The sequence below is a fragment of the Erwinia sp. 2186 genome, assembly GCF_057812255.1.
Genome location: NZ_CM173824.1, coordinates 4,751,702 through 4,775,335, shown reverse-complemented (window position 1 = coordinate 4,775,335; position 23,634 = coordinate 4,751,702). Strand labels below are relative to the sequence as shown.

The 23,634-nt window shown below is 55.6% G+C and carries 23 protein-coding genes; 11 read left to right on the top strand and 12 right to left on the bottom strand.

All coding sequences use genetic code 11. From position 1 onward, the window contains the following. Window positions 1-87: 87 nt before the first annotated feature. The 4 genes from fieF (at window position 88) to ACXKZG_RS22205 (ending at window position 4,276) form a co-directional block, all read left to right on the top strand. Complete coding sequence (gene fieF / locus ACXKZG_RS22220; RefSeq protein WP_488875474.1) at window positions 88-990, top strand: CDF family cation-efflux transporter FieF; 903 nt, start codon at window positions 88-90, stop codon at window positions 988-990. Window positions 991-1,197: 207 nt separating this feature from the next. Next, window positions 1,198-2,160, top strand: a complete 963-nt coding sequence (gene pfkA / locus ACXKZG_RS22215; RefSeq protein WP_013200169.1) for a 6-phosphofructokinase — start codon at window positions 1,198-1,200, stop codon at window positions 2,158-2,160. Between the two features lie 144 nt (window positions 2,161-2,304). Continuing rightward, window positions 2,305-3,297 carry a sulfate ABC transporter substrate-binding protein gene (locus tag ACXKZG_RS22210; RefSeq protein WP_106382037.1) on the top strand — a complete coding sequence of 331 codons (993 nt, stop codon included), beginning with the start codon at window positions 2,305-2,307 and terminating at the stop codon, window positions 3,295-3,297. A 220-nt stretch (window positions 3,298-3,517) separates the two neighbouring features. Continuing rightward, entirely contained in the window at window positions 3,518-4,276 is a 759-nt protein-coding gene (locus ACXKZG_RS22205) for a CDP-diacylglycerol diphosphatase (RefSeq protein WP_488876293.1), read from the top strand. A gap of 31 nt (window positions 4,277-4,307) precedes the next feature. On the opposite strand, the gene yhjD is transcribed toward ACXKZG_RS22205, so the two are convergent. Then, complete coding sequence (yhjD, locus tag ACXKZG_RS22200) at window positions 4,308-5,309, bottom strand: inner membrane protein YhjD (RefSeq protein WP_455916762.1); 1,002 nt, start codon at window positions 5,307-5,309, stop codon at window positions 4,308-4,310. Window positions 5,310-5,366: 57 nt separating this feature from the next. After that, entirely contained in the window at window positions 5,367-6,266 is a 900-nt protein-coding gene (locus tag ACXKZG_RS22195; RefSeq protein ID WP_013200173.1) for a LysR family transcriptional regulator, read from the bottom strand. Window positions 6,267-6,380: 114 nt separating this feature from the next. On the opposite strand from ACXKZG_RS22195, the gene ACXKZG_RS22190 reads away from it, so the two are divergent. Then, on the top strand, window positions 6,381-7,139 hold the full coding sequence (locus ACXKZG_RS22190) for an SDR family NAD(P)-dependent oxidoreductase (protein WP_013200174.1): 759 nt from the start codon (window positions 6,381-6,383) through the stop codon (window positions 7,137-7,139). 59 nt (window positions 7,140-7,198) lie between these two features. On the opposite strand, the gene ACXKZG_RS22185 is transcribed toward ACXKZG_RS22190, so the two are convergent. Then, entirely contained in the window at window positions 7,199-8,050 is an 852-nt protein-coding gene (locus ACXKZG_RS22185; RefSeq protein ID WP_134823159.1) for a PhzF family phenazine biosynthesis protein, read from the bottom strand. A 161-nt stretch (window positions 8,051-8,211) separates the two neighbouring features. Here ACXKZG_RS22185 and ACXKZG_RS22180 point away from each other — a divergent pair, with 161 nt between their 5' ends. Beyond that, window positions 8,212-8,835, top strand: a complete 624-nt coding sequence (locus tag ACXKZG_RS22180; protein ID WP_013200176.1) for a glutathione S-transferase family protein — start codon at window positions 8,212-8,214, stop codon at window positions 8,833-8,835. Window positions 8,836-8,837: 2 nt separating this feature from the next. On the opposite strand, the gene ACXKZG_RS22175 is transcribed toward ACXKZG_RS22180, so the two are convergent. Continuing rightward, the gene (locus tag ACXKZG_RS22175) at window positions 8,838-10,295 is read right to left on the bottom strand and encodes an aminotransferase-like domain-containing protein (RefSeq protein ID WP_134823161.1); all 1,458 of its coding nucleotides are present in this window, start codon (window positions 10,293-10,295) and stop codon (window positions 8,838-8,840) included. 136 nt (window positions 10,296-10,431) lie between these two features. On the opposite strand from ACXKZG_RS22175, the gene ACXKZG_RS22170 reads away from it, so the two are divergent. Beyond that, window positions 10,432-11,016: a LysE family translocator gene (locus ACXKZG_RS22170; protein ID WP_013200178.1), complete on the top strand. Its 585-nt coding sequence runs from the start codon at window positions 10,432-10,434 to the stop codon at window positions 11,014-11,016. A 53-nt stretch (window positions 11,017-11,069) separates the two neighbouring features. Here the strand turns inward: ACXKZG_RS22170 and mqo are convergent, their stop codons facing one another. Then, window positions 11,070-12,689: a malate dehydrogenase (quinone) gene (mqo, locus tag ACXKZG_RS22165; RefSeq protein WP_106382042.1), complete on the bottom strand. Its 1,620-nt coding sequence runs from the start codon at window positions 12,687-12,689 to the stop codon at window positions 11,070-11,072. 408 nt (window positions 12,690-13,097) lie between these two features. Continuing rightward, the gene (locus ACXKZG_RS22160; protein ID WP_013200180.1) at window positions 13,098-13,550 is read right to left on the bottom strand and encodes a carboxymuconolactone decarboxylase family protein; all 453 of its coding nucleotides are present in this window, start codon (window positions 13,548-13,550) and stop codon (window positions 13,098-13,100) included. Window positions 13,551-13,637: 87 nt separating this feature from the next. Here ACXKZG_RS22160 and pdxR point away from each other — a divergent pair, with 87 nt between their 5' ends. After that, on the top strand, window positions 13,638-15,068 hold the full coding sequence (pdxR, locus tag ACXKZG_RS22155) for a MocR-like pyridoxine biosynthesis transcription factor PdxR (protein ID WP_488875473.1): 1,431 nt from the start codon (window positions 13,638-13,640) through the stop codon (window positions 15,066-15,068). Window positions 15,069-15,112: 44 nt separating this feature from the next. On the opposite strand, the gene tpiA is transcribed toward pdxR, so the two are convergent. Continuing rightward, window positions 15,113-15,880 (bottom strand): triose-phosphate isomerase, encoded by a 768-nt coding sequence (gene tpiA / locus ACXKZG_RS22150; protein ID WP_013200182.1) that lies wholly within the window; start codon window positions 15,878-15,880, stop codon window positions 15,113-15,115. A gap of 119 nt (window positions 15,881-15,999) precedes the next feature. Then, entirely contained in the window at window positions 16,000-16,593 is a 594-nt protein-coding gene (locus tag ACXKZG_RS22145; RefSeq protein ID WP_013200183.1) for a DUF1454 family protein, read from the bottom strand. 90 nt (window positions 16,594-16,683) lie between these two features. Here ACXKZG_RS22145 and ACXKZG_RS22140 point away from each other — a divergent pair, with 90 nt between their 5' ends. Then, a complete protein-coding gene (locus ACXKZG_RS22140; protein WP_013200184.1) occupies window positions 16,684-17,127 on the top strand; it encodes a DUF805 domain-containing protein in 444 nt (147 codons plus the stop codon). Here the strand turns inward: ACXKZG_RS22140 and fpr are convergent. After that, entirely contained in the window at window positions 17,118-17,864 is a 747-nt protein-coding gene (gene fpr / locus ACXKZG_RS22135) for a ferredoxin--NADP(+) reductase (RefSeq protein WP_013200185.1), read from the bottom strand. The two genes, ACXKZG_RS22140 and fpr, sit on opposite strands and share 10 nt — an antisense overlap. A 305-nt stretch (window positions 17,865-18,169) precedes the next feature. On the opposite strand from fpr, the gene emrD reads away from it, so the two are divergent. Further along, complete coding sequence (gene emrD / locus ACXKZG_RS22130; RefSeq protein ID WP_013200186.1) at window positions 18,170-19,348, top strand: multidrug efflux MFS transporter EmrD; 1,179 nt, start codon at window positions 18,170-18,172, stop codon at window positions 19,346-19,348. Between the two features lie 87 nt (window positions 19,349-19,435). Here the strand turns inward: emrD and glpX are convergent, their stop codons facing one another. The 3 genes from glpX to ACXKZG_RS22115 form a co-directional block, all read right to left on the bottom strand. After that, window positions 19,436-20,446: a class II fructose-bisphosphatase gene (gene glpX, locus ACXKZG_RS22125; RefSeq protein WP_013200187.1), complete on the bottom strand. Its 1,011-nt coding sequence runs from the start codon at window positions 20,444-20,446 to the stop codon at window positions 19,436-19,438. Window positions 20,447-20,546: 100 nt separating this feature from the next. Beyond that, window positions 20,547-22,061, bottom strand: coding sequence for a glycerol kinase GlpK (gene glpK / locus ACXKZG_RS22120; protein ID WP_013200188.1), 1,515 nt, complete (start codon window positions 22,059-22,061; stop codon window positions 20,547-20,549). Window positions 22,062-22,093: 32 nt separating this feature from the next. Continuing rightward, complete coding sequence (locus tag ACXKZG_RS22115; RefSeq protein ID WP_488875472.1) at window positions 22,094-22,942, bottom strand: MIP/aquaporin family protein; 849 nt, start codon at window positions 22,940-22,942, stop codon at window positions 22,094-22,096. Between the two features lie 448 nt (window positions 22,943-23,390). Here ACXKZG_RS22115 and zapB point away from each other — a divergent pair, with 448 nt between their 5' ends. Next, window positions 23,391-23,630, top strand: coding sequence for a cell division protein ZapB (gene zapB / locus ACXKZG_RS22110; protein WP_013200190.1), 240 nt, complete (start codon window positions 23,391-23,393; stop codon window positions 23,628-23,630). Window positions 23,631-23,634 lie beyond the last annotated feature (4 nt).

The following is a 23,634-nucleotide window of genomic DNA, read 5'->3' as shown; positions in this document are numbered from 1 at the left end:
CCATCCCTGTCTTCCCCGCCATGATGGCGGGGCTTTTTTTTGCCTGAAATCCAGTATACTTACGCACTCAACTTAAGGGAGTGTGGCATGGATCAACACTACGCACGTCTGGTGAATCGCGCCGCACTGGCCGCCACGATGCTGGCTTCGGTGCTGCTGCTGGTGAAGATTTTTGCCTGGTGGTACACCGGCTCCGTCAGCCTGCTGGCCGCCCTGGTCGACTCCCTCGTCGATATCGCCGCCTCACTGACCAATCTGTTTGTGGTCCGCTACTCCCTTCAGCCTGCTGACCGCGAGCATACCTTTGGTCACGGCAAGGCAGAATCGCTGGCCGCGCTGGCTCAAAGCATGTTTATCTCCGGCTCTGCACTGTTCCTGTTCCTCACCGGTCTCCAACACCTGGCGACGCCCAATGAAATGCGCGGACCGTTAATCGGTATCGTCGTCACCTTGATCGCCCTGTTTTCCACTCTGATGTTGGTCACTTTCCAGCGTTGGGTGGTTAAGCGCACCCGCAGCGTGGCTATCCGCGCCGATATGCTGCATTACCAGTCTGATGTGATCATGAACGGGGCCATTCTGTTGGCGTTGGGGCTAAGCTGGTACGGCTTTAAGCGTGCGGATGCGCTGTTTGCGCTGGGGATTGGCGTGTGGATTTTAACCAGCGCATTGCGCATGGGCTACGATGCCGTTCAGGCGTTGCTGGATCGGGCGTTGCCGGATGAGGACCGTCAGACGATCATTGATATCGCCACAAACTGGCCGGGCGTTCAGGGCGCGCATGATATCCGTACCCGTCAGTCGGGCCCAACCCGTTTTATTCAGCTGCATCTGGAAATGGACGATAATTTGCCCCTTTATCAGGCGCACAAAATGGCAGAAGACGTTGAAAAGGCATTGTTAAGCCGCTTTCCGGGGTCGGATGTGATCATTCATCAGGATCCCTGCTCGGTGGTACCGGCTGAAAGGGCGCGGGGACTTGATCTATAATTCCTTGGGAAATAAATGGGTTAGCGCAATGATTGTGAAAAACGTGACGCGGCGCAAAAAAAATAGCTGAATCATGACTGACCTGAATCAATTCAGCTGCCTGGCTTTGATATACTATTGCCATCATTAGTGGGTAAGATCGCCTATGCGCCGACCTTCCAGGGCGCTCAGAATTCTAATTTTGCATCAACAAGTTCAGAGGTTGTCATGATTAAAAAAATCGGTGTACTGACAAGTGGTGGCGATGCGCCAGGAATGAACGCAGCCATCCGGGGCGTGGTCCGTGCCGCCCTGAGCGAAGGCCTGGAAGTGTGTGGCGTTTACGATGGCTATCTGGGCCTGTATGAAGATCGCATGGCCAATCTGGACCGTTACAGCGTATCTGACATGATTAACCGTGGCGGCACCTTCCTGGGCTCCGCGCGTTTCCCGGAGTTCCGTGAAGAGTCAGTGCGCACCGTTTGCATCGAGAACATGAAAAAGCGCGGGATTGATGCGCTGGTAGTTATCGGTGGTGATGGTTCTTACATGGGCGCCAAGCGTCTTACTGAGATGGGTTTCCCGTGCATCGGCTTGCCGGGCACCATTGATAATGACGTGGCCGGAACGGATTACACCATCGGTTACTTCACCGCGCTGGAAACCGTCGTCGAAGCGATTGACCGTCTGCGTGACACGTCTTCTTCTCACCAGCGTATTTCCATCGTTGAAGTGATGGGCCGTTACTGTGGCGATCTGACGCTGGCTGCGGCCATCGCCGGTGGCTGTGAATTTATCGTATTGCCTGAAATCCCTTACACCCGCGAAGAGCTGGTAGAAGAGATCAAAGCGGGCATCGCCAAAGGTAAAAAGCACGCTATCGTGGCCATTACCGAGCACATCTGCGATATCGATGAGCTGGCCAAATACATTGAAGCTGAAACCAAGCGTGAGACCCGTTCAACGGTGCTGGGCCATATCCAGCGCGGCGGTGCGCCGGTCGCTTACGACCGTATCCTGGCATCCCGCATGGGCGCCTACTCGATTGAGCTGCTGTTGCAGGGCTACGGCGGCCGTTGTGTCGGTATTCAGAATGAGAAGATGGTGCACCACGACATCATCGATGCGATTGAAAACATGAAGCGTCCCTTCAAAGGTGACTGGCTGGATACCGCCAAGAAGCTTTATTAAGCAAAATCAAGGCGCTGAAACCCAGCGCCTTTTTACTGCCTTGCTATATTCCATTAGGTTATTAAAGCTTGTTTTTAATTCTTTAAATCGTGGATAGGTTTGTGTCAGGCTCTCCTACAGCGAAAACCTTTGGGAGAGAGAGTAATGAATAAGTGGAGTGTGGGATTTACCCTGTTACTGGCTTCAACCAGCGTGCTGGCGAAAGATATTCAGCTGCTGAATGTTTCTTACGATCCAACGCGTGAGCTGTACGAACAGTACAACAAAGCCTTCAGCGCGCATTACAAGCAGGAAACAGGTGACAATGTTGTCGTCCGTCAATCCCATGGTGGCTCCGGTAAGCAAGCGACGTCCGTTATCAACGGCATTCGTGCCGATGTGGTTACGCTGGCGTTAGAATCTGATGTGGATGCCATTGCTGAACGCGGTCGTATCGACAAAAACTGGATTAAACGTCTGCCAGACAACTCTGCTCCTTACACCTCGACCATCGTCTTCCTGGTCCGCAAAGGCAATCCAAAGCAAATCCACGACTGGGGTGATTTGATCAAACCTGGCGTGTCGGTGATCAGTCCGAATCCAAAAACCTCCGGCGGCGCACGCTGGAACTATCTGGCGGCATGGGGTTGGGCACTGGATCAGAACCATGGCGATCAGGCGAAAGCGCAGGCTTACGTCAAAGCCCTGTATAAAAACGTTGAGGTTCAGGATTCCGGCGCGCGTGCCGCGACCAATACCTTCGTAGAACGTGGCTTAGGCGATGTGCTGATCGCGTGGGAAAACGAAGCCTATCTGGCGGTGAACAAGCTGGGTAAAGACAAGTTTGAGATCGTGACGCCAAGTGAATCAATCCTGGCGGAACCGACCGTATCCGTGGTGGATAAAGTGGTCGACGAGCGTGACAGCCGTAAAGTGGCCGATGACTACCTGAAGTATCTCTACTCGCCAGTGGGTCAAACCATCGCGGCAGAGAACTACTATCGCCCGCGCGATCCTGAGGTCGCGAAGAAGTTTGCCAGCACCTTTGCGCCGGTGAAATTGTTTACCATTGATAATAAGTTTGGCGGCTGGACTCAGGCCCAGAAAACACACTTTGCCGATGGTGGCACTTACGACCAGATTATGAAACCCGATTAATTGTTACCCAGGCGGTGAATACCTTCACCGCCTGATTTGCCTTATCCACGGTCTTTACTGCTTATTTACGCCTTCCTTACCCTTTCCGAACCCTTCCGAATACTGCCTTAAGTCGATTTATCCCCGCCCAGAAAAATGGTCACCGCGATTGATTATTTGACATGATCTTTATCCGTAATTCGTTTACATTACGAGCAGATTATGAGCAGAGGTTTCAATGATGCAGGGGCGAAAGCGGGTCCTGATTGTAGTGGGTATTGCAGGGGTAATTTTGACGGCGGGCTGTGCCTCGATCGCGTTGAATTATAAAAACAATTCGGATGCGTTATGGAAAATTGTCAGTCAAAAATGTGTGCCTAACCAAAATCAAAATAACGATCCCACACCCTGTCGTCAGGTCGACTTGCGCAATGGTTATGTGGTCCTGAAAGATCGCGTTGGTCCTCTGCAGTTTTTATTAATGCCGGTGGAAAAGATTACCGGTATTGAAAGTCCGGCCTTACTCAATCCTGCTACGCCTAATTTCTTTGCGGAAGCCTGGCGCTCGCGTCATTTTATGGAAGAAAAGCGCGGTGCGCCCATCAATGACAGTGCCTATGCGTTAAGCATTAATTCAGAGCGGGGAAGAACGCAGAATCAGCTGCATATTCATATCTCCTGCCTGCGCCCGGATATTCGCCAACAGCTGGACAGCCTCAGCCCTAAACTGACCAGCCTATGGCAATCCGAGCAGTTGGCTGGGCATACCTATCAGGTGCGGGCGGTTACCCGCGACGAGATCAAAAAGATGAGTCCGTTTCTGCGTCTCGCCAGAGAGATACCCGGCGCGCGGGAAGAGATGTACAAATACGGCATTGCCGTTGCGGCGCTGCCAGATGGCCGTCGCGTGATGATGGTGATCAAACGTAATCTGTTGCTGATGAACCGGGGTTCTGCTGAAGAGTTGCAGGACCACAGTTGCAGCATCCTCAAGTCTTAAGGGCAACCCACGCTGCCCTTAAATCCCTGCCTCAGGCTTTTTTAGCCGCTGGCTCGATGGGTTGATCGTCCTTGTACTTCGCCGTGGCAATCCACGCGGCGCAGAACAGGGTCAGACGGGCAAAGAAGTAGAAAAAGGCCATCAGTCCCAGCACCGACCCAAAAGCTGCGCCGGAAGGCGAAGACGCCAGCTTAGGCAGGGTCAGCGTCATAATGAATTTAATCACTTCAAAGCCAATCGCCGCCAGCAAGGTCCCACGGAATAACGCTTTTTTACGCGGCTTATGCCGTGGCAGGATCCAGAAAATCCACAGGAACAACAGATAGTTCGCCAGAATGGAAATCGACAACGCAATCAGCGTCATCGCCGGTTTCAGCCAGTCGATTCCCTCCAGTCCTAATGCCCGCACAATCATATCCTGCGCCGCGCCGGCAATAGATGTCAGTGACAGCGTGATAATCAGCGCCAGCACCAGTCCGGTCAGCGAAATAAAGTCGCGGGAATAGCGCCGCCAGATTTTCTCTTTGTCCTGCTCGTTTCTTTCCCAGACATCGCGCGACTGGGCGCGGATCGCCTCGCGCAGATTGCCCATCCAGCTAATCCCGGAATAGAGCGCAATGAACAAGCCGGTCAGCCCGACGGTAGTACGCTGTTGAATCGCCGTATTAACGGTGTTTTTCAGCGTCGAGGCCAGCGTGGGATCGCTGATATTGTCGACGATCTTATTGATCAACTGCGTCAGCAGGTCCTGGTTAGACGCCAACACAAAACCGACGGCGGCAAAGGAGACCATCAGGATCGGGATCAGCGAGAGAAATGAGAAATAGGTAATCGCCGCGCCAAACTGGCTACCCAGTCGATCGTTAAAGCGTTCACCCGCGCGCAGGAAATGCGCCACGGCGGGAATGGCCTGGAACCAACTCGCCAGCTTTGAAACCCGGGTAATGGATTTATCAACGGTGTGATTGCCTGTCTTGATATTGATCAGCGGTTTGTCTTCTTGCTGGTTTTCAGCGGATTGGTTTTCCTTCATGTCACCTTCTTCATGTCCTTCAAATGAATGTACCTGCCTGAAATTATAGCCCCGCACTCAGGTAACGTATTTTTTCATCGTCTGAGTGATCCATTCCATAAAAACGTGCACCCGACGGGCGAGGTTACGGCGGTGGGGATATATCAGCGAGATGGGCATCGGTTCAGCCCGAAAATGCGGCAGAACTTCCACCAGGGTTTTGTTGGCCAGTGACGCTTTCATTCCGGCGAGAGGCGCCTGAATGATGCCAAGTCCGGACAGACAGGCCGACTGGTAGGTTACCGTATTGTTGACGGTGACCGCGCCGCCGGTCTGGATAAAGCGGGTTGTTTTGCCGTCCCAGTACTCAAATCCTTGCGGATGGACGCCCAGCTGCTGGCTGTAATGCACCATCGCATGTTGTCCCAGATCGTCGAGGGTCTGTGGGGTGCCAAACCGTTCCAGGTAGTCAGGGCTGGCGCAATTTATCTGCGTCATTTTCCCTAACGGACGCGCGATCAGCCCGGAGTCGCCCAGGGTGCCGCCACGGATCACGCAGTCAAAGCCTTCCCGAATCACATCGACACGGCGGTCACTGCTGCTCAGCTCCAGCTCGATCCCCGGGTATTGCTGCAAGAATTGCGGCAGCAGCGGCAGGATGAAATTACTGGCAAGGCTGACCGACATATCCACCCGCAGCCGGCCGCTGAGCGTGGTGGGATCGTGCTGAAACAGGGAATCCATCTCTTCCAGCGTGGCCAGCACATCACGGCAGCGCTCGTAATACACCAGTCCATCCTGGGTCAGCTGCACGCGGCGGGTGGTACGGTGCAGCAGTCGCGTTCCCATGCTGTTTTCCAGCGCCTGTAACTGACGCGACAGGCTGCCTTTCGGTAAACCCAGGCTGTCTGCCGCGCGGGTAAAGCTCTGCAACTCCGCGACTCTGACAAACACCTGCATTGCGTGAATTTTATCCATTTTTGCGCCTGTTGTTGTCCGGAATGAAACAGTGAAGCGTCATTCAGGACATTTATAGATCAGAACGGAGGTAATATCCTGTTTTTTGTCCACAGAAACAGACTGGAGAAGAAAATGAGCCATAAAATCGCAGTGATCACCGGCGGAAGCCGGGGTTTAGGTGAGAATGCCGCCCTGAAACTGGCCGCTAAAGGCGTTGACGTCATTTTGACGTACCGTAGCAAGCAGCCGGAAGCCGATCGGGTTGTGCAGCGTATTGAGGCGCTCGGAGCCCGTGCCGTGGCGCTTCAGCTGGATGTTGGCGACAGCAAGAGCTTCGTGGCCTTTGCGGCTGAAGTGAAAAAACAGCTCAACGCTGTCTGGCAAAGAGAGCATTTTGATTATTTATTGAACAATGCCGGGACCGCACTTCACGCCAGTTTCGAGGAGACCACCGAAGCGCAGTTTGATGAGATGGTGAATGTCCATTTCAAAGGGCCGTTTTTCCTGACCCAGACGCTGCTGCCGCTGCTGGTGGACGGCGGACGTATCCTGAATATCTCCAGCGGACTGGCGCGCTTTAGCCTGCCAGGCTCCAGTGCGTATGCGTCGGTAAAAGGGGCGATGGAAGTGCTGACCCGTTATCAGGCGAAAGAACTGGGTAAGCGTGGGATTGCGGTGAATATCCTCGCGCCAGGCGCGATTGCCACCGACTTTAGCGGTGGGATGGTGCGTGATAACCCGGAAGTGAATGCCTTTGTCGCCTCGCAAACGGCGCTGGGACGGGTCGGTTTGCCGGATGACATCGGCAATGCCGTCGCGCAGATCCTCAGCGATGAGAGCGGCTGGATCAACGGTCAACGTATTGAAGCGTCCGGCGGCATGTTTATGTAATCCTCTGGCGCCGCTCTCTGGATCCAACGCCAGCAGAGCGGCGGCCGTGACTGGCGTGCTTAAACGGCGAGCGTCCCGTCGATAACCGTGACGGTTTGTCCACCAATCCACAGGCCATCGCTGGCGTAGGTGACGCTCAGCCTGCCTGCGCGCTTCATCGCCGTCCCCTGGCGAACCCGATAATCCAGCTCAACGCCCTGTGCCTGAAGATAGCGGGCCAGACAGGCGTTGGCGCTGCCGGTGACCGGATCTTCAGTGAAGGAGCCGTTCTCGACCAGCAGGCCTCGCACTTCATACTGCTCGGGCAAACCGTCCAGCGGGCCAAACGGCATCACGCCGTTCACCTGCGCTTTCCGCAACAGCCGTTCAAACTCCACGATATTCGGTTTGATCGCCAGCACCGCCTCAGCGGATTGCATCGGCACCAGCAACCAGCGAATGCCCATATCGGCCACCATTACCGGCAACTGAGTTTCCAGCGCGTCACTGTTCAGGGCACTGCTTAACGGCGCATCGCTGAACCCGGTCAGCGTGGCTTCCGGTGCGGCAAAGGCCAGCGCACCCTCGGCGGCAATTTTGATGGTGACCAAACCAATCCCGCACTCCTGCACAATCTTGCCGGGATTTTTCACGGTGACGCCCGCTTCGAGCAGCGCATGGGCGGTACCCAGCGTCGGATGCCCGGCGAACGGCAGTTCCAGATCCGGGGTGAAGATGCGCACCCGATAGTCCGCGGCGGGATCTTCAGCCGGCAGCACGAAGGTGGTTTCTGACAGATTGGTCCAACGGGCAACGGACATCATCTGCTCATCGCTCAGGCCGCTGGCATCCATAATCACCGCCAGCGGATTGCCGTTGAGCGGTGAAGAGGTAAAGACATCAACCTGTTTAAATGCACGTAACTGTGTCATCACTAAAGTCCTTCTGGTTGGCATGTTGCAAGAGTAGACGGAAAATTGCCTGCTTAAGCCGGCGGAAATCACATTGTTGAGGCAGCAAGGGGTTAGCCATTGTCAGCCTGACCGAATATGGGTATTAATAGCTCCACGCTGCACAAAAAAGTGACGGAACTATGCTGAAAATACTGGGACGCGCCTCATCAATCAACGTTCGCAAAGTGCTGTGGGTTTGTGAAGAGCTGGACATTGCCTTCCGCCGGGAAGACTGGGGCGACGGATTTAAATCCCCCCAGGACGCCGCCTTCAAAAACATGAATCCCAATGCCCTGATCCCGGTTATACAGGAAGGGGATTTCATCCTTTGGGAATCCAACGCCATTATCCGTTATCTGGCCAATGCGTACGGCGGCGGCTGGCTCTATCCCGAGGATCCCCGCGCCCGTGCGCCCGTCGATCAGTGGATTGACTGGCAGGCCACCGAGCTGAATACCTCCTGGCGCTATGCCTTTATGTCGCTGGTTCGCCACTCTCCGGCGCATCAGGATCCGCGTTTACTGGCCGCGGCGAGTAAAGGCTGGTCGCATACCATGGGCATTCTCAATGCGCAGCTGGAACGTACCGGCGCGTATGTTGCGGGCAAAGCCTTCTCGCTGGCGGATATCCCGGTCGGACTGTCGGTTAACCGCTGGTATGAAACGCCGCTGGACCATCCTGACTTTCCGGCGGTGCGGGCCTATTACGAGCGACTGACCCTGCGCAAAGGCTATGCGACCTATGGCCGCAACGGCACGCCGTAATCTCAGGCGATACCCGCTTCCAGCCCGCTAAGTTCACAGGCCACCGCACCGGTTCGCTTCAGTGCCCAGGTGTAGCGCTCATCAAAGGGATAGCAGCAGGACAGGCGAAGCGCGCTGTTCCCGCGATCGCTCAGGGTATAAAGTGCGCCGGGCGTCAGACATATCTTCTCCTGCAACAGGCGATGGAACAGCTCGACGGTATCCACTTTCGCCGGCAGCTCCACCCAGAAGACAAAGCCGCCGCTGGGCAGCGTTGCTTGGGTTCCCTGCGGGAAATGGCGGGCAATAATGCCACGCGCCTCATCCAGCTGCGCGGCATAGCGGCGGCGCATGGTGCGAAGATGATGATCGTAGCCGCCTGATTCCAGAAAATGGCCCAGCGTTTCTGACAACAACCGCGATTCTGCCAGCGAAGAGACGGCTTTCAGCCTGGCCAGTTCACCGCTAAACCGTCCCGCCGCAATCCAGCCGATATGGAAATCAGGTGCCACCGTTTTGGTAAAACTGGCGCAGTACAGAACCCAACCCTGGGTATCGAAGGCTTTCACCGAAGGCGCGAGGGGCCAGCAGAACTGTAGCTCGCCGTACAAACCGTCTTCCAGTAGCGGCACCTGGTAGCGGTTGACCAGCTTCGCCAGCCGCTTTTTATCGTCCAGCTTCATGCTGCATCCCAGCGGATTCTGCACGTTGGGCATGGCGACAATCGCCTGCAGCCGCTTTTCCTGTAGCAGCAGCTCCAGCGCATCCAGCGACATCCCGTGTTGGGGATCGGTGGGGATTTCCAGCACCTTCAGCCCCAGGCTTGCCAGCAGCGGGAACAGGTAAAAATAGGTTGGCGTTTCGACGCCCACACAGTCACCGGGCCGGGTGACCGCCCGCAGCGCCAGCTGGAGCGCTTCCATACAGCCGTGGGTCAGGGTGATATCTTCGGTCGCCAGCGCCATGCCCAAATCCATCGAGCGTTTGGCGATGGCCCGGCGTAAGCGTTCGCTGCCGGGTGGCAACGCATAGCGGCCAATTAACTCCGGCTCGCGGCGTAACAGCGAGGCCATAATGCGGCTGATTTTTGCCGTGGGAAAAAAATCACTGTTCTGCGGGCAGGCCAGCGAGATATTGGTGTAGTCCGGATGATTCTGCGCGGCAAAAACCGCATCAATCAAATCCAGCTTCTCGCTGCTGGGAGAGCGCACTTTCGCCCGCCGATCGCCGCTGCTTTTCACCGAAGGCAGCATGCCACGCACGTAATAACCGGATTGAGGTCGTGCTTCGATCAGGCCGCGATCTTCAAGGATACGGTAGGCCGTCAGCACCGTATTGATACTGACCTGATGATTACTGGCGCAGCGACGTATCGCGGGCAGACGCGTGCCGGGCAGGAAAGTGCCGTTATGGATGGCTTCTGCCAGCGATTCTGCCAGCTGGTGATACAGGGTACTTTCCTGCGGTTCGACAATGGACACAATCGCCTGCCTTAGTGATGGGTACAGTGAAAGTCATTTCGACATTGTACTCATTACAATAGTGTATTTCTGAATCTGTTACCATCCTGCTGCCCGCACTACCATGGTGTTCTCAACCATCTGCAGGATACTGACCATGCTTGATCCCTCCTTTTTCAGTTATGTCACCGTTATGTCGATTACGCCTGGGCCGAACAACCTGATGCTGGCGACCTCTGGCGTCAATTTTGGCATGCGTAGAACGCTACCGATGCTGCTGGGAATCATGATCGGCTGCGCGATCCAGACGGCGATAGCGGGATTACTGCTGGAGGTCTTGCTGGTGTGGATGAGCGCCATTCGCCTGCCGTTAACGCTGTTGGGCGCGGCTTATCTGCTCTGGCTGTCTTGGAAAATTTTCCGCAGCGGCGCGCCAGAATTGCGTGAGAAAGCGCAGCCGATGACGCTGCTGGGCGGGGCGATGTTCCAGGCCATTAACCCAAAAGCCTGGCTGATGGCCACCAACGTCGCGTTGATGTACACCGCCAGCAGCGGAATTTTGACGGTGATGATTGGGTTTATGGCGCTGAATCTGCCGTGCATTCTGATCTGGGCAGCGATGGGAGACCGGTTGGGGAAACATCTGCAGGTGGCGTGGAAGCTGCGTGTCTTTAACACCGTGATGGCACTGTCGCTGATGGCGACGACGTTATGGATGCTAGTTGAAGTGATTCACCCCTGATCGGAAAGGGCGGCCTTTAGGCCGCCCTTTATTGCCTGATGCCCGGCCAGTAATTACTTACCGATCACCGCCGCATTGGCTTCTTCTGCTTCATCGTTCGCGGCTGAGGTTGGGGTGTATTCCAACTGCAGAACACGACTGGTTTCCGCCAGCTCTTTCTCGGTCGCCGCCACGTTGCCGTTCAGCTTCCTGCCATACGATGGGATCATCGTTTTCAGCTTCGCCTGCCACTCAATCGATGAGAAGCGATCCTCAAACACTTTGGCCATCAGATCGATCATGATTGGCGCAGCGGTTGACGCGCCCGGAGACGCACCCAACAGAGCGGAGATGGTGCCATCCTGAGACGTCACCACTTCGGTGCCGAGTTTCAGCACGCCACCTTTATCCGCATCTTTCTTGATGATCTGCACGCGCTGACCGGCCTTCACCAGACGCCAGTCTTCCTTTCTGGCTTCCGGGAAGTACTCCTGAAGTGCCTTCAGGCGATCGTCATCGGTCAGCATCACCTGACCCACCAGGTATTTCACCAGATCGAAGTTGCTCAGGCCAACGTGCAGCATCGGCTTAATGTTGGAAGAGGTCAGCGAGCCAAACATATCCAACAGCGAACCCTGCTTCAGGAACTTGGTGGAGAAGGTGGCGAACGGACCAAACAGCAGTGTCTGTTTACCATCCAGCATCCGCGTATCCAGATGCGGAACCGACATCGGCGGTGCGCCTACGGACGCTTTGCCATAGACTTTCGCCAGATGGCGCTTTACCACGTCCGGATTCTCGGAGACCAGGAACTCGCCGCCCACCGGGAAGCCGGCATAGTCTTTCACTTCCGGGATGCCCGATTTCTGCAACAGCGTCAGGCCCGCGCCGCCCGCGCCGATAAAGACATATTTGGCGCGCAGCGTTTTTTCCTGACCGTTGTTTTTCAGGTCGGCGAGGGTCACGCTCCAGCTACCGTCTTCGTTACGCTTGATATCGCGCACTTCGTGACTGGTTTTGAGCGAGAATTGCGGGCTCTTCTGCAGTGAATTCACCAGTTGATGGGTGATTTCGCCAAAGTTGACGTCGGTACCGGTCAGAATACGGGTCGCGGCAACGCGGTCAGTCGCTTCGCGACCTTCCATCATCAACGGCACCCACTCCCTGACTTTTTCCGCATCTTCTGAATATTCCATGCCACGGAACAGCGTGCTTTTCTGCAAGGCTTCAAAGCGTTTTTTCAGGAATTCGACATTGTCGTCGCCCCAGACAAAGCTCATGTGCGGCACGCTGTTGATAAAGCTGCGAGGGTTTTGCAGGTTGCCTTTTTGCACCTGATACGCCCAGAACTGGCGGGAAATCTGGAAGGATTCATTGATTTCCACGGCCTTTTTGATCTCAATTGAGCCGTCGCTTTTTTCCGGGGTGTAGTTCATCTCTGCCAGCGCGGAATGGCCCGTGCCTGCATTGTTCCAGCCGTTTGAACTCTCTTCAGCGATGCTGTCCAGACGTTCAACCATGCCAAGTCGCCATGTGGGCTCAAGCTCCTGTAAATAGGTGCCGAGCGTGGCGCTCATGATTCCGCCGCCGATCAACAACACATCGACGTCATTTTTCTCTTCTTCAGCCGTTACCGATTTTGCCAAACTTATTGCGTTGAACCAGCCAGCCAGGCGTACTGCTAAATTTCGCATGAGGGCGACTTCTCCGTATGTTGAATCATCAACATGGTAAGCAGGTGAAACAGTTTCGGCTTCTGAGGAGCGCGTTTTGCTGTCTCGTTTTTCCAGGGTAATTTTTAAGCAAATTCACACATTAAAACGAATGTATTGAAAATGGTTAAAGCGATAGAAATATACCATTGTTACCAGTCAATTAAAAAATTGTTTAAAGATTAAAAATGAGAATGAAAAATCAAACGAAATTAGTAACATTGATACCGCGCCGTGAGGGTGGCGCGGTCGGAGGAAGTGAGAGCAGAAGAGCTATTTTATAATCAGCGACTTAGGTTCAGTTAGGGCATCGAGCCCTCAGCGGCTCGCGCTTTTTAGCCGTAAAGGTGCGGGATCATTTTTTTTGGCAACGCGTTTAGCTTTTTAACATTAGCGCGGGGCACTGTCAGGCAGTTTACGGTGGCTGATCGCCAGGCGGTTATAGGCATTCATCAGGCCAATGGCGATGGTCATATCGCTGATCTCTTTTTCACTGAACGCCGCCTCAACCTCCGCGAAGACCGCATCCGGTGCGTGGGATTGGGCAATCAAGGTTAGTGACTCTGCCCATGCCAGCGCTGCTTTCTCACGCGAGGTGAACCAGTCGCCCGCTTCACGCCAGACCTGGGTCAGCACAATTTTGTCCCACGGCAGGCCCCCTTTGTGCAATGCTTTGGTATGCATATCAATGCAGTATGCGCAGCCATTGATTTCCGATACGCGCAGGAAAACCAACTCGATCAGATCCTGTGGCAGGCCGCATTGCGCTACATAGTTGTAGACGCCACCGAGCGCTTTCATGCCAGCCGGGGCAACCTGGGTGTAATCGATACGTTCGCTCATTTTTCTTTCCTTTAATGGTCTGGTGCAGGTGAGGGGCTGAATAGCCCCGCTGGCGATGATTCTCTCTTCTTCGATGGGACAGTAAAAGTGCCAGGAATTGACAAAAACAGTGGTCCATCTGCCGTGCAGATTGCGCTCTCACGACGAGGGGAACTGACGCTCAGCGAGCAGATCCGCGATGAGGTGACCGCCGCTATCCGGGAAGGTCGGCTGGTGGCTGGCGCGCGCGTGGCATCCTGCCGGGATCTTGCGGCTCAGCTTGGGGTGGCAAGAGGAACCGTTCGCCATGCCTACGATATGCTGGTAGACAGCCAGTTGCTGGTGGCGAAGGGCGCGGCGGGCACCTTTGTCGCGGCACAGCTGCCGGTTACCTCGAAGCCTGGCGCCCGGCAAAAAGTGATGTCGCCACTGTTCGACATTATTCACGACTTCGATTTAGCGCCGCTCACCTTCCAGATGGGCGTACCGGCGGATGACGCATTCCCGGCTAAAGTCTGGTCGCGCATTCTCACCCGCCACGCCCGCGAGATGGCGACGCGGCCGGTTAGCTATCCCGATCCCCGAGGCAGCGTAATTCTGCGGGAACAGTTGGTCAGCTATCTGGCGATGACGCGTGGCATTCGTTGCCAGGCATCGCAAATCATGATCACCAACGGCTATGCGGGCGCGCTCGGACTGATTTGCCTGACCCTGGGTCTGCGGGACCAGCAGGCGTGGATTGAAGATCCCGGCTACCTGCTGGCACGCAAGGCGCTGGAAATGGCCGGCGTGACGCCGGTGGGCATTTCGGTGGACAGCGAAGGGATACGGGTGGATGAAGGCAAACGGCTGGCGCCCGAAGCGCGGATCGCGCTGGTGACGCCAGGCCAGCAGGCGCCGCTGGGCATGACGCTTTCTCTGGCGCGCAGGAGCGAGCTGATCCAGTGGGCGCAGCAAACCGATGGCCTGATTGTCGAAGATGACTATCTGGGGGAACTCCAGCTTGATGGCCGGGCGGCGCCGGCAATGGCTTCACTGGATACCGAGCGCGTGCTGCATATTGGCACCTTCAGTAAGAACCTCAGCCCTTCACTGCGTTTAGGCTATCTGGTGGTGCCTGAAAGGCTGGCGAGCCGTTTTGGCGACGTCACGGCTTTACTGTCTCCAGCCTCCTCCTTTGTGCTGCACAATGCGGTGGCTGAATTTTTACGGGAAGGGCATTTTATGCGGCATTTACGGCGCATGAAACGGCTGTACGCGGAGCGGCTGGAGAATATGTTGCAGGCTTTGCGACCGCATTTCCCGTCGGTGACCCGTGCGGCACTCGGCGTGGTCATTGAATTGCCTGCTGGCACGCGGGACAGCGTGATCGCGCGCGAAGCGCTTGCCTGGGGCATGGCGCCAACGGCGCTTTCCGTCTGGTATCAGTGTGCAGAACGGCGTCGTTATGGCTTAGTGCTTAGCGTGACCAATATGCCGAAAGGGGGATTTGAAAGCAGTGCGCTGAGGTTAAAAATGTTGGTCGAGCAGTGTGGCTGAAGGGGAAAATATCCTGCGCTGTGACCAGCGCAGGAGGCAGAGCATCAGGCGTTTTTCGCTGCTGCAGCTGCTTTAACGATCACCGCGAAAGCATCTGCTTTCAGTGATGCGCCGCCAACCAGCGCACCGTCGATGTCCGGCTGAGCAAACAGTTCAGCGGCGTTCTTGTCGTTAACAGAACCGCCGTACTGAATGATAACCTGAGCGGCAACGGCTTCATCTTTTTTGGCAATATGGCCACGAATGAATTTGTGAACCGCCTGGGCCTGAGCTGGAGTCGCCGATTTACCGGTACCGATCGCCCATACTGGCTCGTAAGCAATAACCACACCGTTGAACGCGTCCGCGCCCTGGGTGTTCAGCACCGCGTCGATCTGACGTGCGCAGACTTCTTCGGTTTTACCCGCTTCGTTTTCTGCTTCGGTTTCACCGATGCACAGCACAGGGATCAGACCGGCTGCTTTCAGCACGGCAAACTGCTCAGCCACGAACTCGTCGCTCTCTTTGTGGTAAGTACGACGCTCAGAGTGGCCGATAATGATGTATTTCGCGCCAACGTCTTTCAGCATGTCGGCAGAAATTTCACCGGTAAACGCACCAGACAGGTTCACACCCACATTCTGCGCGCCAAGGGCGATATGGCTGCCAGAAATAGCGTGTTTCGCCAGATCCAGATACATCACCGGAGGGGCAATGGCTACGCCGCAGCCGTCAACATTGCTCAGCTCTGTACGCAGGCCGGCAATCAGTTCGTTGACCATATGCTTGCTGCCGTTCAGTTTCCAGTTACCCATTACTAACGGATGTCGCATTATATCCTCCACGCTTAGCGCGATGCTGTTAAATTACCCTGCCTTGGCAGCGTTGTCTGCCAGACAGTATAGAGATCAAAAACACGAAAGGCTTTGCTTTTCGTCATCTTTGCGGAGGGTCAGTTGGTGGCCAGCGCGAGTTTAATCGGCTCGATGGCGAAGGTCAGACCCTTGTCGCCATTGTCCGCCACGATGTAGCGCACCGCGCCCTCATCCTGAGTGTAATAGCGCGATCCTTTCCCTTTGCTCAGCACATCATCCAGCCGTTTCAGGCTTTGCGCTTCGTTAAGCGTCGGCTCGAAAAAACGCTCCATGGCGGCCATGTACGCACGGGCTTTATCCTGCGCTTCCTTCTGATCCGGACCGGGAACCGGTAGCCAGGTTATCTGTAACGTTTTGATCTTACCGGTCCCTTGCTCAAGGGCGGTCGACGCGTACAGATTTTCATTGATCTTGCTGGCGGCGCGGGTCAAATTACTTTTGTCCCCACGGTTGTCGATGGCGCGATATTCAGCAATCTGTAACGTTGGGTAGATAGCATTATACTTTTCGCGAAACTGGCCGATAGTCATATCAAAGGTGGGCGATCCCGCCTGAAGATAAGGCGCGGCAGGCAGGTGTTCAGTACGATCCTGCGCAACAGGGGCGTCGTCTGCTCTGGCCGCCGTAAGCGTTAGCAGTAACGTGATGCCCAGAAAAATCGCTTTATTCATACCGTCAGCCCTAACCAATAAATTCAGCTCAAGATTAGAACGGACAATGACCGGCAAAGTCAAAGCCTGACGCTGTTCTGGGGGATAAAAATGACCTTACAAGCGTGGTGTTTTTCCTGGCGGGGCCGAATAGGACGCCGGGATCTGTGGGTCTGGCTGACGCTGTGGCTGGCACTGATGGTGGTGCTGTTCTGGCTGGCCGACCGGGGATTTATGTCGACACAATCTGCGGCTTTTTGCGTGGTTTGTCTGCTATGGCCGACCGGTGCGGTGGTGGTGAAACGCCTGCACGATCGCAATAAAACCGGCTACTGGGCGCTGCTGTTGGTGGTTGCCTGGGTATTACTGGCGCGTGACTGGGATATGTTACCGGCCAACTGGCAGTGGGCGTTGGGATGCTTTATTCCAACCCTGATCCTGGTGACCATGACGCTGGAACTCGGCACCTTTCGCGGCACGCCGGGCGAGAACCGCTTTGGTAAAGCGGCCAGCCCGGTGAACTATTTACGTCGCAGGGCGCCTGATTACCAGTAATGCTCGGCGGTCATATGGCCGGGCTTACGTTTCAGGTGCTTGCGCATCTCGCGGGTCTCTTTCAACAGCTGTTGGGTGTCTCTGACCATTTGCGGATTGCCGCACAGCATGACGTGGCTGTCTTCAGCATTCATTGGCAGGCCAACGGCGGATTCCAGCTCACCGCTCTCAATCAGCGCCGGGACGCGGCCGGTCAGTGAACCGGTAATCTCTTCGCGGCTGACCACGGTCTGGATGCGTAACTGGCCGTTGTAACGCTGCTGTAGCTGCTGCATCAGCGGCAGGTAGCTCAGATCCTGGGCATAGCGGGCGGCATGAACCAGCACGATATTCTCAAAGCGCGCCAGGCCTTTGCCTTCCTGCAAAATCGACAGGTAGGGACCGATGGCGGTGCCGGTTGCCAGCATCCACAGCGTTTTGCATTCCGGGACTTCATCCACGACAAAAAAACCGGCCGATTCTTTGGTGATCATCACTTCGTCGCCGGGCTTCAGGGCATGCAGGCGCGGGCTGAGTTTGCCTTCCGGCACGGTGACCAGATAGAACTCCAGATTGTTATCGCTCGGGGCATTAACAAAGGAGTAAGCCCGCTGTACGCGCTCTCCGTCAATTTCCAGCGCCAGCTTGGCAAACTGACCGGCAGTAAACGGGTCGATGGGGGCGGTAACGATCAGACTGAATAAACTGTCGGTAAAATCGTTCACCTGTTTGATGCTGGCGTTAACCCATTCGGCCATAAATAACTCCTTTATTCGGGGGTAAGGGCAAGGTGGCGTAGCGGTATCTTCTCCACTCAGCGGCTGATTTTCCAGTGTCAGTCGGTGACAAAGCTCGTATCGACAAATTGTCCGCACCTGTAAACACTATAACGTACAGATAGATTTACGCTGCTGCCTGCTTTCTCTGACAGTGGATGCCTGACCATTTTCAGCCTGCCTCTCGCTTTGTCATCGAATCCTGATATTTTCCCCGGCATAACACTCCCTCCTGCTGGCGTTATTGCTGAATTAAGTGAGTAACGCCGATAAATGTGCTGACTGAAATGAGAAAAATTGAAAACGGGCATCTGTTGCTGATGCTGATCGCGCTGGTGGCTGTGGGGCAGATGGCGCAGACCATCTATGTCCCGGCGATGGCGACCATTGCCGAGGCGTTTAACGTCCGGGATGGCGCGGTACAACGGGTGATGGCGGCGTACCTGATGACCTATGGCGGCTCCCAGCTGTTGTATGGGCCGTTGTCCGACAATATCGGCCGCCGCCCGGTGATCCTCGCCGGTCTGGCGATTTTCTGCGTGGGTACCCTGGTGGCGCTCAATGCGGCCACCTTCGATCTGCTGGTGCTCGGCAGCGCGATTCAGGGACTGGGCACCGGCGTAGCGGGCGTGATGGCCCGAACCATGCCGCGCGATTTGTATGCCGGCAGCACATTAAGGCTGGCAAACAGCCTGCTGAATATGGGTATCCTGGTCAGCCCGCTGGTGGCACCGGTGATTGGCGCGCTGCTGACGCATCTGTTTGGCTGGCAGGCCTGTTTTGCTTTCCTGCTGCTGCTGTGTTTCTGCGTAGGTACCGCGATGCTGCGCTGGTTACCGGAGACGCGTCCCGCACCGGTTGAGAAACGCCGGTTATTTTCGCGCTATCGCCCGCTGCTGGCGGATGGCACCTTTATTCGCTACCTGATTATGCTGATGGGGGCGTTGGGCGGCATCGCGGTGTTTGAGGCCAGCTGTGGCGTGTTGATGGGCGGCGTGTTGGGCCTGAACAGCTTGACCGTCAGCCTGCTGTTTATTCTGCCAATCCCGGCGGCCTTCTTTGGTGCCTGGTTTGCCGGGCGCGATAACCGACCTTTCCCGCAGTTGATGTGGTGGTCAGTGAACAGCTGCCTGCTGGCCGGGGCGTTGATGTGGATCCCCGGCTGGTTTGGGGTGATGACCATCTGGACGCTGATCGTGCCGGCGGCGGTGTTCTTCTTTGGGGCCGGGATGCTGTTTCCGCTGGCAACAACCGGTGCCATGGAACCCTGGCCTTATATGGCCGGGACCGCGGGGGCGTTGTTAGGAGGATTGCAGAATCTGGGATCGGGTCTGGCTGCATGGCTTTCCGCCCTGTTGCCGCAGACCGGGCAGTTCAGCCTGGGTATGCTGATGTCGGCGATGGCGCTGCTGATCCTGCTGTGCTGGCTGCCGCTTTCCCGCCGTCCGGAGCCGATGGCGGTTTAATCGCGACCGCCCATAAAAAACGGCCCCGCCAGCAACACTGCTGCCGGGGCCGTTTTTAGTTGTCCACAGAATCGGACAACTCAGGCGTTACAGAATAAACGGGTGCAGATTTTCATCTTTGCGATCGAGGTAGTGAATCGACTGAATACGGCGAATGGTGCGGGATTTGCCGCGAACCAGCAGCGTTTCAGTGGTCGCGATATTGCCGTTGCGGGTGATGCCCTTCAGCAGGTCGCCGCTGGTGATGCCGGTTGCCGAGAAAATCACGTTATCGTTACGCGCCATCTCGTCCAGACGTAAAACCTTGCCGGCTTCGATGCCCATTTCCTGACAGCGTTTCAGCTCCTGCTCGCCGAGCGCGCGGTTCTCCGGCGTGTCGCCTTTGACATCATGACGCGCCAGCAGGCGGCCTTGCATATCGCCATCCATCGCCCGGATCACCGCCGCCGAGATCACGCCTTCAGGTGCGCCGCCGATGCCGTACATCACATCCACTTCACTGTCTGGCATACAGGTCAGGATCGATGCCGCAACATCGCCATCGGGAATGGCAAAAATCCGCACGCCAAGCTGCTGTAGCTGGGCAATCACGGCATCGTGACGGGGCTTCGCCAGAATGGTGACGGTCAGTTCAGACAGCGGCTTGCGCAGCGCCTCAGCGACGCGCTTCAGATTCTCTTCGAGTGGCAAAGCCAGATCGATTGCGCCTTTCGCGCCGGGCCCGACAATCAGTTTTTCCATATACATATCGGGCGCATTCAGGAAGGTGCCCTTATCGCCAACCGCCAGCACCGCCAGCGCATTAGGCTGGCCCATCGCGGTCATGCGGGTGCCTTCAATCGGATCGACGGCGATATCTACCGCATCACCCTCGCCGCTGCCGACCTTCTCGCCGATATATAACATCGGGGCTTCATCAATCTCGCCCTCGCCAATGACGATCTGGCCGTCAATGTTCACTTTGTTCAGCATGATGCGCATGGCGTGGACGGCAGCACCGTCTGCGGCGTTTTTGTCACCGCGTCCCAGCCACTTGTAGCCTGCCAGAGCAGCGGCTTCCGTTACGCGTGAAAATTCAATGGCGAGTTCTCGTTTCATGATTGGCCTCGGGAAATGTTGAGGCGGAAAGTTTATCACAGCGGGGAAGCGGGGGAGGGGGAAAAGCCCGTAGCCGGGAGGCCACGGGCAATTTTCAGACTTACGAGTCGTCCTGATCTTCCCACGCCTGGGCGCGAGAAACGGCTTTTTTCCAGCCGGCATAGAGGTAGTTACGCTGAGTGGTTTCGATGCTTGGGCGGAACTCACGCTCAATCACCGCTTTTTCACGCACTTCATCCAGATCTGACCAGAAACCGACGGCCAGGCCAGCCAGGTACGCTGAACCTAACGCGGTCACTTCCAGCACTTCAGGGCGCTCAACACGCGTACCCAGAATGTCGGACTGGAACTGCATCAGGAAGTTGTTGGCAACCGCACCACCATCCACACGCAGAGACTGCAGGCGGGTATTGGCATCGATCTGCATTGCTTCCAACACGTCACGCGTCTGATAAGCAATCGACTCCAGCGTGGCACGGATGATGTGGTTAGCATTCGCACCGCGCGTCAGGCCGAAGATCGCGCCACGGGCATACGGGTCCCAGTAAGGAGCACCCAGACCGGTAAAGGCAGGCACCATATAAACGCCGTTGCTGTCCTTCACCTTAGTCGCAAAGTACTCGGAGTCGGTTGCATCGCCGATCAGTTTCATCTCATCGCGCAGCCACTGGATAGAGGCACCGCCGATAAATACCGCGCCTTCCAGTGCGTAGTTCACTTCACCGCGTGGGCCACAGGCGATGGTGGTCAACAGGCCGTTGGTTGAGGTCACCGCTTCGGTACCGGTGTTCATTAACATAAAGCAGCCGGTGCCGTAGGTATTTTTTGCCATACCCGGCTGAACACACATCTGGCCGTACAGCGCCGCCTGCTGGTCACCGGCGATACCGGCGATTGGAATACGCGTACCGCCTTTACCACCAATGTTGGTCTGGCCGTACACTTCAGAAGACGATTTCACTTCTGGCAGCATTTCACGCGGGATATCGAGGATATCCAACATGCGCTGATCCCACTCCAGCTTGTGGATGTTAAACATCATGGTACGCGAGGCGTTGGTGTAATCGGTGATGTGCACCCGTCCCTGCGTCATTTTCCACACTAGCCAGGAGTCAACCGTACCGAACAGCAGCTCGCCACGTTTCGCACGATCGCGTGAGCCTTCCACGTGGTCGAGGATCCACTTCACCTTGGTACCGGAGAAGTAAGGATTAATCACCAGGCCGGTGGTGTGCTGGATATACTCTTCCAGCCCTTCTTTTTTCAGTTTTGCACAGTAGTCAGCGGTGCGCGGATCCTGCCAGACGATAGCGTTGTAGATCGGCTTGCCGGTCTCTTTGTCCCAGATAATGGTGGTTTCACGCTGGTTGGTGATACCGATCGCGGCAATCTCGTCTGAACGAATATCGGCATGCGCCAGCACTTCTACCAGCGTGGAGCTCTGGGAAGCCCAGATATCCATCGGGTCATGCTCAACCCAGCCGGGCTTAGGATAAATTTGCTGAAATTCGCGCTGGGAGACGGCAACGATGTTGGAGTCATGATCCAGGATCACGGCACGAGAGCTGGTCGTCCCCTGATCGAGCGCGACAATGTATTTTTTTTCTATGGTCATAATTCATTCCTGATGGTGTAAAGGGTTAGCACTTACGCTTTACGCTGCTCAGCACGCGCTATCGTCTTCTCGTCTTTCTTTACTACAGCTGCGCCAGGCAGGTTACGGGCAATCAGATAGCGATAGCCAACTGCGCCCAGGCTGGCACCCACAATCGGTCCAAAGATCGGCACGAGGAAATACGGGATATCACGGCCACCGGTAAAGGCGACGTTACCCCAACCCGCAAGCCAGGCAAAGAGTTTCGGTCCGAAATCACGCGCCGGGTTCAGTGCGAAGCCGGTCAGTGGACCCATTGAGCCACCGATTACCGCAATCAGCAGGCCAATCAGCAGCGGAGCCATCGGACCGCGAGGCAGGCCGTTACCGTCATCGGTCAGCGCCATAATCAGGCCCATCATCACCGCGGTGATCACCGCTTCAACCAGGAAGGCCTGGCCAACGCCGATGTGCGGATTTGGATAGGTGGAGAAGATCCCAGCCAAATCGAGGCTCTCGATACTGCCGCGCACCATCTGATGCGTTTGCTCGTAATCAAAGAACAGATTGTAGTAGAGACCGTAAACCAGTGCGGCGGAGCAGAAGGCACCGGCGATTTGTGCCAGAATGTACGGCACAACTTTACGGCGTTCGAAATTGGCGAACAGGCAGAGTGCAATGGTCACTGCAGGATTCAGATGCGCGCCGGAGATAGCGGCGCTGAGGTAGATGGCCATCGCAACGGCAATCCCCCAGATAATACTGATTTCCCACTGACCAAAACTTGCACCAGCCAGTTTCATGGCGGCGACACAGCCGGCACCAAAGAAGATAATGGTGGCGACACCAAGGAATTCGGCGATGCACTGCCCTTTGAGCGTGCTTGTTGCTGTCTGACTCATGATGACATTTCCTGAAGGCGAGGTTTAATGTTGTACTTCGTTTTTTTCTCACTCCCTGAGCCGCCCAAATCTTATGTAGGGCTGATGTAAATTTATCGTTAACGAGCATAAACGAGAAATAGCGAAATCAAAAGTTGTGTGCTGTGTCATAAAAATGAGCGTTTTCGCGTCTTTTTGCTTTCCTGAAACAACATTTCAATTTTCCATTTGGTGATTTTTATCCCAAATCGTTAACATTAGCCCCGCAAATACTGCGGGTAATGTTGCAGATTCCAGGTCTATGCTGAAAATTGTTACAGTCTGCACCCTGTGCGGGTTCGCTACTGGACTTGGGGCGCGGGTCTACTTACAATCGGGGAAGCGTTGTTATCCGTGGAATCCCGGCTTATCCCCTCATGATCTGCGGCTGGCAACATCAACGCCTGGCGATTTGGAGAGGTCTTTTACAATGTCATTTGAAGTGTTCGAGAAACTGGAAGCGAAAGTACAACAGGCGATTGATACCATCACCCTGTTACAGATGGAAATTGAAGAGCTGAAAGAGCAGAACAACAACCTGAATCAGCAGGTTCAGCAGGCTGCAGGGAATAGCGAATCAGTGGTGCGTGAGAACCAGCACCTGAAAGAAGAGCAGCTTGTCTGGCAGGAGCGTTTGCGCGCCCTGTTGGGAAAAATGGAAGAAGTCTGATTTA

What these genes read in the sequence shown, in the direction of transcription:
- ACXKZG_RS22180 (WP_013200176.1), top strand. Translation starts at nt 8,212, where the DNA reads ATGCTGAAAATACTGGGACGCGCCTCATCAATCAACGTTCGCAAAGTG.
- ACXKZG_RS22185 (WP_134823159.1), bottom strand. Translation starts at nt 8,050, where the DNA reads ATGACACAGTTACGTGCATTTAAACAGGTTGATGTCTTTACCTCTTCA.
- ACXKZG_RS22140 (WP_013200184.1), top strand. Translation starts at nt 16,684, where the DNA reads ATGACCTTACAAGCGTGGTGTTTTTCCTGGCGGGGCCGAATAGGACGC.
- fieF (WP_488875474.1), top strand. Translation starts at nt 88, where the DNA reads ATGGATCAACACTACGCACGTCTGGTGAATCGCGCCGCACTGGCCGCC.
- ACXKZG_RS22205 (WP_488876293.1), top strand. Translation starts at nt 3,518, where the DNA reads ATGCAGGGGCGAAAGCGGGTCCTGATTGTAGTGGGTATTGCAGGGGTA.
- ACXKZG_RS22190 (WP_013200174.1), top strand. Translation starts at nt 6,381, where the DNA reads ATGAGCCATAAAATCGCAGTGATCACCGGCGGAAGCCGGGGTTTAGGT.
- ACXKZG_RS22160 (WP_013200180.1), bottom strand. Translation starts at nt 13,550, where the DNA reads ATGAGCGAACGTATCGATTACACCCAGGTTGCCCCGGCTGGCATGAAA.
- ACXKZG_RS22115 (WP_488875472.1), bottom strand. Translation starts at nt 22,942, where the DNA reads ATGAGTCAGACAGCAACAAGCACGCTCAAAGGGCAGTGCATCGCCGAA.
- ACXKZG_RS22170 (WP_013200178.1), top strand. Translation starts at nt 10,432, where the DNA reads ATGCTTGATCCCTCCTTTTTCAGTTATGTCACCGTTATGTCGATTACG.
- ACXKZG_RS22145 (WP_013200183.1), bottom strand. Translation starts at nt 16,593, where the DNA reads ATGAATAAAGCGATTTTTCTGGGCATCACGTTACTGCTAACGCTTACG.
- zapB (WP_013200190.1), top strand. Translation starts at nt 23,391, where the DNA reads ATGTCATTTGAAGTGTTCGAGAAACTGGAAGCGAAAGTACAACAGGCG.
- mqo (WP_106382042.1), bottom strand. Translation starts at nt 12,689, where the DNA reads ATGCGAAATTTAGCAGTACGCCTGGCTGGCTGGTTCAACGCAATAAGT.
- tpiA (WP_013200182.1), bottom strand. Translation starts at nt 15,880, where the DNA reads ATGCGACATCCGTTAGTAATGGGTAACTGGAAACTGAACGGCAGCAAG.
- yhjD (WP_455916762.1), bottom strand. Translation starts at nt 5,309, where the DNA reads ATGAAGGAAAACCAATCCGCTGAAAACCAGCAAGAAGACAAACCGCTG.
- emrD (WP_013200186.1), top strand. Translation starts at nt 18,170, where the DNA reads ATGAGAAAAATTGAAAACGGGCATCTGTTGCTGATGCTGATCGCGCTG.
- ACXKZG_RS22210 (WP_106382037.1), top strand. Translation starts at nt 2,305, where the DNA reads ATGAATAAGTGGAGTGTGGGATTTACCCTGTTACTGGCTTCAACCAGC.
- pfkA (WP_013200169.1), top strand. Translation starts at nt 1,198, where the DNA reads ATGATTAAAAAAATCGGTGTACTGACAAGTGGTGGCGATGCGCCAGGA.
- fpr (WP_013200185.1), bottom strand. Translation starts at nt 17,864, where the DNA reads ATGGCCGAATGGGTTAACGCCAGCATCAAACAGGTGAACGATTTTACC.
- ACXKZG_RS22195 (WP_013200173.1), bottom strand. Translation starts at nt 6,266, where the DNA reads ATGGATAAAATTCACGCAATGCAGGTGTTTGTCAGAGTCGCGGAGTTG.
- glpX (WP_013200187.1), bottom strand. Translation starts at nt 20,446, where the DNA reads ATGAAACGAGAACTCGCCATTGAATTTTCACGCGTAACGGAAGCCGCT.
- glpK (WP_013200188.1), bottom strand. Translation starts at nt 22,061, where the DNA reads ATGACCATAGAAAAAAAATACATTGTCGCGCTCGATCAGGGGACGACC.